The sequence below is a fragment of the Salmonella sp. K21076 genome (assembly GCF_039650795.1).
GTDB classification, from domain to species: domain Bacteria; phylum Pseudomonadota; class Gammaproteobacteria; order Enterobacterales; family Enterobacteriaceae; genus Salmonella; species Salmonella enterica.
Window position 1 is genome coordinate 317,198 of record NZ_JBCLYA010000047.1, and the last position, 12,808, is coordinate 330,005.

Consider the following 12,808-nt stretch of genomic DNA (forward strand, 5'->3'; position numbering starts at 1 on the left):
TATGAATCCAAAACGTTATGCGCGTATATGCGAAATGCTCGCCAGGCGTCAGCCTGATCTCACGGTCTGCATGGAGCAAGTCCACAAACCTCATAACGTTTCTGCAATCATTCGTACCGCAGATGCCGTTGGCGTCCATGAAGTCCATGCCATCTGGCCTGGTAGCCGGATGCGCACCATGGCTTCCGCGGCGGCGGGCAGCAACAGTTGGGTACAGGTGAAAACTCACCGTACCATTGACGATGCGGTAGCCCATTTGAAAGGACGGGGAATGCAGATTCTGGCCACCCATCTTTCTGATAAGGCCGTAGACTTTCGCGAGATTGATTACACGCGCCCGACCTGTATTCTGATGGGTCAGGAGAAAACCGGTATTACTCAGGAAGCATTAGACCTGGCGGATCGGGACATCATCATTCCGATGATCGGCATGGTACAGTCGCTGAACGTTTCCGTCGCCTCCGCGCTCATTCTTTATGAAGCCCAGCGCCAGCGACAGAACGCGGGCATGTATCTGCGTGAAAATAGCATGTTGCCGGAAGATGAACAGCAGCGCCTGCTGTTTGAGGGTGGTTATCCGGTGCTGGCGAAAGTCGCTAAACGTAAAGGTCTGCCTTATCCTCGCGTCAATCAGCAGGGCGAAATCGACGCCGATGCTGACTGGTGGGCGACGATGCAGGCGGCAGGGTAATCACCATGTCAGGCCGCTTGTTAGACGCTGTTCCGCTCAATTCCCTGACAGGCGTCGGCGCAGCGCAAAGCAGTAAACTGGCGAAAATTGGCCTGCATACCGTCCAGGATTTACTATTACATCTTCCTCTGCGTTACGAAGACCGTACCCATCTCTACCCCATTGGCGAACTGCTGCCTGGCATCTACGCCACCGTTGAAGGTGAAGTGCTGAACTGCAATATCACTTTCGGCGGTCGCCGGATGATGACCTGCCAGATTAGCGACGGTTCCGGCATTCTTACCATGCGCTTTTTCAATTTTAACGCGGCGATGAAAAACAGCCTGGCGACGGGGCGGCGTGTGCTGGCCTACGGGGAAGCGAAGCGCGGCAAGTATGGCGCAGAGATGATCCATCCGGAATATCGCCTGCAGGGCGATCTCAGCACGCCGGAACTTCAGGAAACGCTCACCCCCGTCTATCCGACCACCGAGGGCGTGAAGCAAGCGACACTGCGCAAGCTTACCGATCAGGCGCTGGAGTTGCTCGACACCTGCGCCATTGCCGAACTACTGCCGCCGGAACTGGCGCAGGGTATGATGAGCCTGCCGGAAGCGCTACGTACCTTGCATCGCCCGCCGCCGACACTCCAGCTCGCCGATTTAGAAACCGGCAAACACCCGGCGCAGCGGCGGCTTATTCTTGAAGAGCTACTGGCGCATAACCTCAGTATGCTGGCGCTTCGCGCAGGCGCGCAGCGCTACCACACTCAGCCGCTAAGTACCAACAACATATTGAAAGACAAGCTGCTGGCGTCGTTGCCGTTTAAACCCACCAGCGCGCAGGCGCGGGTGGTAGCAGAGATCGAACGTGATATGGCGCTGGATGTGCCGATGATGCGTCTGGTTCAGGGCGACGTCGGCTCAGGGAAAACGCTGGTTGCGGCGCTTGCCGCCTTGCGCGCTATTGCCCACGGTAAGCAGGTCGCGTTGATGGCACCGACCGAACTGCTGGCTGAACAGCACGCAAATAATTTCCGCAACTGGTTCGAACCGTTGGGCGTTGAAGTGGGTTGGCTGGCGGGTAAGCAAAAAGGTAAAGCGCGTCAGGCGCAGCAAGAGGCTATTGCCAGCGGTCAGGTGCAGATGATTGTCGGCACCCACGCTATCTTTCAGGAACAGGTGCAGTTCAACGGCCTGGCGCTGGTCATTATCGATGAGCAGCACCGCTTTGGCGTCCACCAGCGGCTGGCATTGTGGGAAAAAGGCCAGCAGCAGGGCTTTCATCCGCATCAGTTGATTATGACCGCAACGCCCATACCGCGCACCCTGGCGATGACTGCCTACGCCGATCTCGATACCTCGGTGATTGACGAGCTACCGCCGGGCCGTACCCCTGTCACTACCGTTGCGATTCCGGATACCCGTCGCCATGAAATCATTGATCGTGTGCGCAACGCCTGCACAACCGAAGGCCGTCAGGCCTACTGGGTCTGTACGCTGATTGAAGAGTCCGACCTGCTGGAAGCGCAGGCGGCGGAAGCCACCTGGGAGGAGCTCAAGCTGGCGTTACCGGAGTTGAATATCGGCCTGGTACACGGCCGCATGAAGCCCGCCGAAAAACAGGCGGTGATGCAGGCCTTTAAGCAGGGTGAACTGCATCTGCTGGTCGCCACAACGGTGATTGAGGTGGGGGTCGATGTTCCTAACGCCAGCCTGATGATTATTGAAAACCCGGAGCGGCTGGGCCTGGCGCAATTACACCAGCTCAGAGGGCGCGTTGGCCGTGGCGCGGTCGCATCGCACTGCGTGCTGCTCTATAAATCGCCGCTGTCGAAAACGGCGCAGAAGCGTTTACAGGTATTGCGCGACAGCAACGACGGCTTTGTGATTGCACAAAAAGATTTAGAGATTCGCGGCCCGGGGGAATTACTGGGCACGCGCCAGACGGGTAACGCCGAATTTAAAGTAGCTGATTTGCTGCGCGATCAAGCCATGATTCCCGAAGTTCAGCGTATTGCCCGTCATATTCACGAACGTTATCCGCAGCAGGCACAAGCGCTGATTGAGCGCTGGATGCCGGAAACCGAACGTTATTCTAACGCCTAGTGAGCACGGCGGCTTTAATGCCGCCGTACAAACCCTTATTGCGCGAAAATCGGTAACATCAAGTACAGCTTAATCACCAGCGCATTGACGATATCGATAAAGAACGCGCCGACCATTGGCACCACCAGGAACGCCATATGCGAGGGGCCAAAACGGTCGGTAATCGCCTGCATATTAGCAATGGCGGTCGGCGTTGCGCCCAGGCCAAAACCACAGTGACCCGCCGCCAGCACCGCCGCATCATAGTTTTTCCCCATCATGCGCCAGGTGACGAAGATCGCGTACAGCGCCATGAAGATGGTCTGTACCACCAGAATCGCCAGCATCGGCAGCGCCAGTGACGCCAGTTCCCACAGCTTCAGGCTCATCAGCGCCATTGCTAGGAACAGTGACAAACTCACGTTCCCCAGCACCGAAACAGCACGCTCAAATACGCGATAAAAACCCACCAGCGCCAGGCCATTGCTGAGGATCACCCCAACAAATAGCACACAAACGAAGACCGGCAGTTCAAGCACCGTTCCCGCCAGTAGCTGCGCTACGATTTTGCCCACGGTCAGACAGATAGCAATCAGGGCGATAGTTTCGATTAGCACCAGAGAGGTGATCATACGACCCACATCCGGCTTTTCAAAGGCTGTCGGCACGGCCTGATCGTCAGGCATTCCATCCGGCGTGGTGGAGTGTTTCACCAGATAACGCGCTACCGGGCCGCCAATCAACCCGCCCAGCACCAGGCCAAAGGTTGCACATGCCATCGCAACTTCGGTGGCACTGGCAAAACCATAACGTTCGACAAACAGTTTACTCCACGCCGCGCCGGTACCGTGTCCGCCGGACAGCGTAATTGACCCGGCAATCAGCCCCATTAACGGGTCCAGCCCCAACAGACTCGCCATGCCGATACCGATGGCATTCTGCATCAGCAGTAATCCGACCACGACGACCAGGAAGACGCCAACAACGCGTCCCCCCTTGCGCAGGCTGGCAAGGTTAGCGTTAAGGCCGATCGTCGCGAAAAACGCCAGCATCAACGGATCGCGCAGGGTCATATCAAAGTTGACCTCCCAACCGACGCTTTTTTTCAGCACCAGCAGAGCAACCGCGACCAGTAGCCCCCCCGCCACCGGCTCCGGAATCGTATATTTCTTCAGTAAGGAGACAGACTGGACCAGCTTGCGACCCAGTAGCAGCACCAGCGTGGCGGCGACAAGGGTCGATAAGGTATCGAGTTCAAACATTTAAAGCTCCTGTAGTGCGCTGTGACATGTGCGCACAAATCATTTCCTGAGTCAGTTTTTTAGCTCTTTGCGAGTCTTCGGCATGGATTTTAAGCAGAAAAAGGCAAAAAGTTATATAAAAGGTGCATTTATCTTTTTTAAATATTAAGAATATTCGCTCGCAATCGTTTGCTTTTACCACCTGGTCAGATAAAATCACCGCTTTTCCACCACGAGAATGTCCCTGATGTCCGTTAACGCCATCGAGCCGGCAGATGCGCAACCGGTTGCGCAGACGCAAAACAGCGAATTAATTTACCGTCTTGAAGATCGCCCGCCGCTCCCTCAAACCCTTTTTGCCGCTTGTCAGCATCTGCTGGCCATGTTTGTCGCGGTAATTACGCCAGCGCTGTTAATCTGCCAGGCGTTGGGTTTACCGGCGCAGGATACTCAGCACATTATCAGCATGTCGCTGTTCGCCTCCGGCGTAGCCTCTATTATTCAAATCAAAGCGTGGGGGCCGGTAGGATCGGGGCTGTTATCCATCCAGGGAACCAGTTTTAACTTTGTCGCCCCGCTGATTATGGGCGGTACCGCGCTGAAAACCGGCGGCGCGGATGTCCCGACGATGATGGCGGCGCTGTTCGGCACGCTGATGCTGGCAAGCTGCACCGAGATGGTGCTTTCTCGCATTCTACATCTGGCGCGCCGGATTATCACGCCGTTAGTCTCCGGCGTCGTGGTAATGATTATTGGCCTGTCGCTGATTCAGGTGGGGCTAACTTCCATCGGCGGCGGCTATGCCGCCATGAGCGACAACACCTTTGGCGCACCGAAAAACCTGTTACTGGCCGGCGTCGTCCTGGCCATTATCATCCTGCTGAATCGGCAACGTAATCCCTACCTGCGCGTGGCTTCTTTGGTTATTGCCATGGCGGCAGGCTATCTTTTGGCCTGGTTTATGGGCATGTTGCCTGAGAATAACGCGCCGGTCTCGCAGGACATCCTGATGGTGCCGACCCCGCTGTATTATGGTCTGGGCATTGACTGGAACCTGTTACTGCCGTTGATGCTGGTCTTTATGATTACGTCGCTGGAGACCATCGGAGACATCACCGCCACCTCTGATGTCTCCGAGCAGCCGGTATCCGGCCCCTTGTACATGAAACGGCTAAAGGGCGGCGTACTGGCTAACGGCCTGAACTCATTTGTTTCAGCGGTATTTAATACGTTCCCGAATTCCTGTTTCGGTCAGAACAACGGCGTCATTCAGTTGACCGGCGTCGCCAGTCGCTATGTGGGATTTGTCGTCGCGCTGATGCTGATTGTGCTCGGCCTGTTCCCGGCGGTAAGCGGTTTTGTGCAACATATCCCGGAACCGGTGCTCGGCGGCGCCACGTTGGTGATGTTCGGCACCATTGCCGCCTCCGGGGTGCGTATTGTCTCGCGTGAGCCGCTGAACCGCCGCGCGATTCTGATTATCGCCCTGTCGCTGGCCGTGGGTCTTGGCGTCTCGCAACAGCCGCAGATCCTGCAGTTCGCGCCGGAATGGGTGAAAAATCTGCTCTCATCCGGAATTGCCGCTGGCGGCATCACGGCTATCGTGCTGAACCTGATTCTCCCGCCGGAAAAACCGTAAAAACCCTGCGGCGGCGACACGATTCGCCGCTGCTGTAACGCTCTTTCACCATTCCTGTCTTGAGGATTGCACGCAAATCGTGCATAAATCCCCTATGTGCATTTCACGGGATGGAAGACCATGAAATTGATTGGGAGGTTGCTTCTCTACGTGCTGATCGCCTGTTTAGTGGTGATTTTCGGCTTTTATTTTCTGCTGCAAACGCGCTGGGGCGCAGATCATGTCAGCAACTGGGTATCAGAGAACAGCGGCTATCACCTCACATTCGACGTGATGGATCATCGTTTTTCCGCCCCATCCCATCTTTTACTGGAGAATGTGACCTTTGGTCGTGATGGTCAGCCTGCTACCCTGGTCGCGAAAACCGTAGATATCGGTCTGAGCATTCGCCAGTTAACCGCGCCGCTGCATGTCGACACGATTCTGTTACAGGACGGCACGCTGAATATTTCAGTGCAAACCGCCCCTTTCCCGTTTGAGGCCGACCGCCTGCAACTTCGCAATATGGCGCTCAATAGTCCCGGCAGCGAATGGCGGTTGAGCGCCCAGCGCGTTAACGGCGGCGTTATGCCCTGGCGCCCCGAAGCCGGTCGGGTATTGGGCAATAAAGCCCAGATCCAACTGAGCGCCGGTTCGCTGACGTTAAACGACGTTCCCGCCACGAATGTGCTTATTGAAGGCAGTATTGACCATGATCAGATGATGTTAAACACCGTCGGCGCCGATATGGCGCGCGGAGCGTTAACCGGCGTCGCCCGGCGTAACGCTGATGGTAGTTGGGTCGTTGAAAATCTGCGGCTGAATGATATCCGGTTACAAAGCGATAAATCCCTGAGCGAGTTTTTCGCGCCGCTTACTACGGTTCCATCTTTGCAGATTGGTCGTCTTGAAGTGACGGACTCCAGCCTGCAAGGACCAGACTGGGCAGTCACCGATCTTGACCTGAGTTTGCGCAATCTGACTCTGCGCAAAGAAGACTGGCAAAGTCAGGAAGGTAAATTATCGATGAATGCCAGCGAGTTTATTTACGGCTCGCTGCACTTGCTCGATCCAATCCTGAACGCCGAATTTTCACCACAGGGCGTTGCGCTACGCCAGTTCACCACCCGCTGGGAAGGCGGTATGGTCAGAACCTCCGGCGCCTGGTTACGCGAGAGCAAAGCGCTGATTCTGGACGATACCGCTATCGCCGGGCTGGAGTATACGCTGCCGGAAAACTGGAAGCAGTTATGGATGAAGCCGTTGCCCGACTGGCTGAACAGCCTGACGCTGAAAAAATTCAGCGCCAGCCGCAATCTGGTGATCGATATCGACCCGACCTTCCCGTGGCAAATCACCGCTCTGGACGGCTACGGCGCAAACCTGGAGCTGGTACAACATCATCAATGGGGCGTCTGGAGCGGCAATGCGACCCTCAACGCCGCAGCGGCAACCTTTAACCGTGTGGACGTGCGCCGCCCGTCGCTGTCGTTGACGGCGAATGCCAGCACGGTCAACATCAGTGATCTGAGCGCGTTTACTGAAAAAGGGATACTGGAAGCCACTGCCAGCGTATCACAACAGCCGCAGCGTCAGACGCAAATCAGCCTGAACGGACGCGGCGTACCAATGGATGTGCTACAACAGTGGGGCTGGCCGGCATTACCGATTGCTGGCGATGGCAATATTCAGTTCACGGCCAGCGGCAATATTCAGGCCGATGCGCCGTTGAAACCGACGGTAAACGGGCAATTACACGCGGTCAACGCACAAAAGCAGCAGATAATGCAAACGATGCAAGCGGGTGTGGTGTCCGGCGGGGAAGTTACGTCAACGGAGCCAGCGCTGTAATTGAGGGCTTGCCCGGTGGCGCTGGCGCTTACCGGGCTTACGGTTCTTGCTCATTTGTAGGCCGGATAAGCGCAGCTCACGGCGCCATCCGGCGATTCAGATTTAAAGCGTAATCACCACTTCATTTCCCTGCGGGGTGACCACTACGCCCAGTTCACTTCCCGCATATGAGCCGCATTTGGTACCGCTAATCTGCGTAATATTACGCAGACACAGCGTCCAGTTGCGCGCCTCGCCTTCGCCGCTCACCGTAATGGTATTGCCTGTGCGTTTCGCCTGCAGCGTAAAGATTGTCGAACCATCCGTAGCAGGGACTTCGCAGACCGCTTCGCAACCGTCATCCAGATGGAATAACTGGAAGGCCGTACCCTCATGCCAGGCGTAATCGGGCTTCTGGCTATTGTTGCCCAGCGCCAGTAGTGTATTGTCACGCACGTACACTGGCAGGCTCAGGAAGTCATGCTGCTGTTTATGCCAGCGGCTGCCCTGCACTTCATCGTTGCGCCACAAGTGCGTCCAGCGGCCTTCTGGCAGGTAGAACTCCACGTCGCCCGCTTCACTAAATACCGGCGCTACCATGACCGCATCTCCCAGCATGTACTGGCGATCAAGATAATCACACGCCGGATCGTCCGGAAACTCCAGCATCATCGCCCGCATCATTGGCGTACCGGCTTCGTTGGCGCGCGCCGCTTCCCGATACAGATACGGCATCATCCGGCACTTCTGTTCGGTGAAGAAGCGCACCACGTCACAGGACTCGTCGTCATAGGCCCACGGAACCCGGTAGGATTTGCTACCGTGCAGGCGGCTGTGGCTGGAGAGCAAGCCGAATGCGCACCAACGCTTGTAGACATGCGCCGGCGCGGTATTCTCGAATCCGCCAATATCATGGCTCCAGAAGCCAAACCCTGACAGGCCGATGGACAGCCCGCCGCGCAGGCTTTCCGCCATCGATTCGTAATTGGCGTAGCAGTCGCCGCCCCAGTGCACCGGGAACTGTTGCGCGCCCACCGAGGCGGAACGGGCGAACAACACCGCCTCTTCAACGCCCACGGTCTCTTTCAGCACGTTCCACACCAGTTCGTTGTAGATGTAGGCATAATGGTTGTGCATTTTCTGTGGATCTGAACCATCAAACCACTGCACATCCGTTGGAATGCGTTCGCCGAAGTCAGTTTTGAAGCAGTCCACTCCCATCTCCACCAGGCCCTTCAGCTTGTCGGCATACCATTCGCAGGCTTGCGGGTTGGTGAAGTCGTAAATCGCCAGTCCCGGCTGCCATTTATCCCACTGCCACAAGGAGCCGTCCGGGCGTTTAAGTAAATACCCTTTCTCTTTCAGCTCCTGGAAAACCGGGGATTTCTGGCCGATGTAGGGGTTAATCCACACGCAGACTTTCAGCCCTTTCGCTTTCAGGCGGTGAATCATCCCTTTCGGATCGGGGAAAGTCACCGGGTCCCATTCAAAATCGCACCACTGGAAGGCCTTCATCCAGAAACAGTCGAAGTGGAAGACATGCAGCGGCAGATTGCGCTCGGCCATACCGTCGATAAAGCGGTTAACGGTCGCTTCGTCGTAGTTGGTGGTAAATGAGGTGGTCAGCCACAGGCCAAACGACCAGGCGGGCGGCAGCGCCGGACGACCCGTAAATTGGGTATAGCGGTTCAGCACGTCTTTCGGAGTCGGGCCGTCGATGACGAAGTATTCCAGATACTCGCTCTCGACGCTGAACTGGACTTTGGAGACTTTCTCGGAGCCAATTTCAAACGACACGCACTGCGGATGATTCACCAGCACACCGTAGCCACGGTTGGTGATATAGAACGGGATATTCTTGTACGATTGCTCGGTGCTGGTGCCGCCGTCACGGTTCCAGGTCTCCACCGTCTGACCGTTACGCACCAGCGCGGTAAAGCGCTCGCCCAGCCCGTAGACGGTTTCGCCCACGCCGAGATCCAGACGCTCGAACATGTAGTTGCGCCCGCTGTTGGTATCCTGCACATAGCCGTTATTCTTCAACTGGCTACCGGTGATACGTACACCGTTGCGCAGAAAATCCAGTGACCAGAGCTCGCCTTTGGTGACACGCACGCTCAGGCTGCCGCTCTTGAGTTCGGCAAATTCGGCGTTGTTCTGCATCTCCACGTTGATATCTTGCAAGACATTGAGCGGATAATGTGGGCCGTTATCCAAAGCGCCCTGGAAGTGTTCCATCCGTACACCTATCACTCCTTCCTGTGGCGAGAAAAAGCGCAGGGTAAACAACGGGGTATCCAGTTGCCAGGTTCGTTCGCGGACATCGCGCGGCGCGGCATAGACCACCATCTCATTCCCGTGCTGTTCAACGTCGAACACCTGAACCGGGTGAATCAAATTAAGGCCAGGCTGGATCAGCCAGTTTCCGTCGCTAATTTTCATAGTCTGTTCCTTTAGTTTTGCAATTCTTTATGGGTAAATTCTTGTTCGTTGCGGTGTGCGCCCTGCGCCAGTTGTTCCAGAATGGTTTTCAGGAACGGGCTTTTCAGGGTGTAGTAGCGTTTAGCGATCGCGGCGCTCAGCAGATAACAGATGGCCGGGACGATAGTGAACAGAGCGATGATGATGCTGATCGTGGCGCTGTTTTGCGTTTTCGCCGCCGCGTCGTAACCGCCGCCTGCCAGCATCCAGCCAATCAGCGCCCCGCCGAGGGCAAGACCCAGTTTCAGCACGAACAACGTGCCGGCAAAACTGATCCCCGTCAGGCGTTTGCCGTTACACCATTCGCCGTAGTCGACGGTGTCAGACATCATCACCCACTGGATAGGCGTGACTAACTGGTGCAATACGCCAATCACGAAGATAAAGACGAACATAGCGATCGTGGCGTGCATCGGTACGAAGAACATCGCCACGCTGATTACTGCGAGTAAGGCGTTGGTCCACCAGAAAACGCTCACTTTGCATTTCCAGTCGGTCAACGGTTTTGCCAGCGCCGAGCCAATCAGGTTGCCGACGCAATAGGTGGTGAGGAAGGCGACAAACACGCCCGGTTTGCCCAATATCCAGGTGACGTAATACATCATCGCCCCGCCGCGCACGCATACCGCCAGAATATTCAGGATGGTGAGCAGGCCGACTATGCGCCACTGGTCGTTGTGCCAGATATCACGCAGGTCTTCACGCATGGAGGTATGGGTGGCAGGCGCTTCAACGCGCTCTTTGGTGGTAAAAAAGCAGAACGCCAGCATCAGGAACGCCACCACCGAGAGCGCCGCGATCCCCCCCTGGAAGCCCAGCGCCTTATTCTCGCCGCCAATCAGTTTCACCAGAGGCATCATCAGTACGGTAGAGAGCATTCCGCCCGCCGTTGCCAGCACAAAGCGCCAGGATTGCAGGGAGATACGCTGCGTTGGGTCATTGGTTATTACACCACCCAACGCGCAGTAAGGGATGTTGACCACAGTATACAGAAGGGTGAGCAACGTGTAGGTGATGGCGGCATAAATCATTTTGCCGTTCAGACTGAGATCCGGCGTGCTATAAGCCAGCACACAAACGATACCAAACGGCAACGCGCCAAACAGCACCCAGGGTCGGAATTTGCCCCAGCGAGAGCGGGTACGGTCGGCCAACAGGCCCATGCAAGGGTCGGAGATGGCATCAAGCGCACGCGCCAGTAAAAACATGGTGCCGACAAAACCAGCGGGAATGCCGAAAATATCGGTATAGAAGAACATCATATATAACATGACGTTATCAAAGATGATGTGGCTGGCGGCATCGCCCATACCATAGCCAATCTTCTCCTTAACGGAGAGAATTTCACTTTTCATTACGCATCCTTAACGCTCACAACGCTCACTGATACCGGTTACAGTTTTTGTAAACCTTCCCTGCGAGCGTGAATATTCCGTTATTTGGTTATCAAATTACGATTCTTGTTTTCTGTGATCAGGGTAGCGCCAAAAAGTGTGATGAAATGTAACTAATGGATTTTATGGGGGTTTATATGAAACCGATCATGGCAGAAGGAAAGGGAAGTTAAAAAAGCACGGGAGGGGATGTGGAAACGCCAGGAAGTAGCTATAATGCGCGCGCCTCCATGTAGCAATCGAGGCGCGGAAGATCGTCGTCTCCGGTGAGGCGGCTGGACTTCAAATCCAGTTGGGGCCGCCAGCGGTCCCGGGCAGGTTCGACTCCTGTGATCTTCCGCCAAAATCCTTCTCTCATGCCCACCATTCGTCCTCTATTTCGGGACAAAGTATTTGCTTATTATTAAGACTAGTTCTTGCATATAATACGAAAGGAAAGGTGGAGAGAGAAAGTGGAATATTATTTTATTAATCACCATTTACCGATTGCTAAAACCGAACGTCCATTTATTGTGGGATATCGTCCGCAAAGAAGGGATAAAAGTACGCCAGGACTAACGCGGGCGGGACTTAACTAATCACCAAACGAGCTTGTGGGTCATACTTACAGACTCATCCTTTCTCAAAAGAGATAACGCTTACCAGACCAAAATTATGAGATCAACGTATAGAGCCATCCGGATAAAGATACATGCCTCCCTCCAGATACACGGGTTCTCCTTCTTCTACCGCTAAATTATGATATAGCGATTGCATTTCATCATCTGCACTTTCTTCCTGTTGGTTTTCAACCCGATAATAGGTATCTACATCATAGTTCTGTTTACGGAGATCGTCGTCGCTGTATACGCCAAGCCGTTTTTTTAAGCCTGTTATATTAAATATCCATTTTAACCCATCTTTAATATAATAGGCATCACCATAAGCATTTTCATCGGGGTATTCTTTATAGCCCATCCGCAATGCAACATCACAGCCATGCTTACCAACATATTTATAACTCATATCCCCCCCACAATATGTTGCTTCAATATCCCAGATAAAATTCATAACGAAAACCTATCCTGATAACCTATGCCACATGAAGGATAGAATTTAAACTAAAGTACACGTTATATTATCCCCTAAGTCCGTATCAAGTATGCGTATTCTGTAGTAGGTAGTAATATGTTCCAATTTATTAATGTGAGTTATATATGAAGAGATTATTTACAGCGATGATTATCGCTTTTATTACCGTCACGGCATCATCCGGTGCGCTTGCCTGCCCAAAGGGTCAACATCCACATGGGGGTACGGGCTCACATCATAAGGGTGGATGGTGTTCATACGAGCAGTAACGTCGCAGCTTACTCATCTACTTGAAGGCACTATAGCCTTACGTTTATTAACGCAGGCGCTACGTTTGTCGATGCCGTAACTTTCTGAAAGGGAAGGCACAATGAGGCATGTGATCAAAACTCGCCGGGGACAGATGCCTTACTCAC

Annotated in this window: 8 protein-coding genes and 1 tRNA gene; 5 read left to right on the forward strand and 4 right to left on the reverse strand. The window is 54.6% G+C overall.

Features of this window, described 5'->3' with window-relative positions; genetic code table 11:
* The first annotated feature begins 1 nt into the window (after position 1).
* Entirely contained in the window at positions 2-691 is a 690-nt protein-coding gene (gene trmH, locus AAYN39_RS16380; RefSeq protein ID WP_001068431.1) for a tRNA (guanosine(18)-2'-O)-methyltransferase TrmH, read from the forward strand.
* A 5-nt stretch (positions 692-696) separates the two neighbouring features.
* A complete protein-coding gene (gene recG, locus AAYN39_RS16385; RefSeq protein WP_000016758.1) occupies positions 697-2,778 on the forward strand; it encodes an ATP-dependent DNA helicase RecG in 2,082 nt (693 codons plus the stop codon).
* A 35-nt stretch (positions 2,779-2,813) separates the two neighbouring features.
* Here recG and gltS read toward each other — a convergent pair whose 3' ends face one another.
* Entirely contained in the window at positions 2,814-4,019 is a 1,206-nt protein-coding gene (gltS, locus tag AAYN39_RS16390; RefSeq protein WP_000462255.1) for a sodium/glutamate symporter, read from the reverse strand.
* Between the two features lie 226 nt (positions 4,020-4,245).
* On the opposite strand from gltS, the gene xanP reads away from it, so the two are divergent.
* Positions 4,246-5,637: a xanthine/proton symporter XanP gene (xanP, locus tag AAYN39_RS16395; protein WP_000115428.1), complete on the forward strand. Its 1,392-nt coding sequence runs from the start codon at positions 4,246-4,248 to the stop codon at positions 5,635-5,637.
* Positions 5,638-5,757: 120 nt separating this feature from the next.
* Complete coding sequence (locus AAYN39_RS16400) at positions 5,758-7,467, forward strand: AsmA family protein (protein WP_000766661.1); 1,710 nt, start codon at positions 5,758-5,760, stop codon at positions 7,465-7,467.
* A gap of 102 nt (positions 7,468-7,569) precedes the next feature.
* Here the strand turns inward: AAYN39_RS16400 and yicI are convergent, their stop codons facing one another.
* The gene (yicI, locus tag AAYN39_RS16405) at positions 7,570-9,888 is read right to left on the reverse strand and encodes an alpha-xylosidase (protein WP_000703001.1); all 2,319 of its coding nucleotides are present in this window, start codon (positions 9,886-9,888) and stop codon (positions 7,570-7,572) included.
* An 11-nt stretch (positions 9,889-9,899) separates the two neighbouring features.
* A complete protein-coding gene (locus AAYN39_RS16410) occupies positions 9,900-11,282 on the reverse strand; it encodes a glycoside-pentoside-hexuronide family transporter (protein WP_000834259.1) in 1,383 nt (460 codons plus the stop codon).
* Between the two features lie 287 nt (positions 11,283-11,569).
* Between AAYN39_RS16410 and AAYN39_RS16415 the strand changes: the two genes are divergently transcribed.
* Positions 11,570-11,664, forward strand: a tRNA-Sec gene (locus AAYN39_RS16415).
* Positions 11,665-11,981: 317 nt separating this feature from the next.
* On the opposite strand, the gene AAYN39_RS16420 is transcribed toward AAYN39_RS16415, so the two are convergent.
* Positions 11,982-12,326: a hypothetical protein gene (locus AAYN39_RS16420; RefSeq protein ID WP_000120781.1), complete on the reverse strand. Its 345-nt coding sequence runs from the start codon at positions 12,324-12,326 to the stop codon at positions 11,982-11,984.
* Positions 12,327-12,808: the final 482 nt, after the last annotated feature.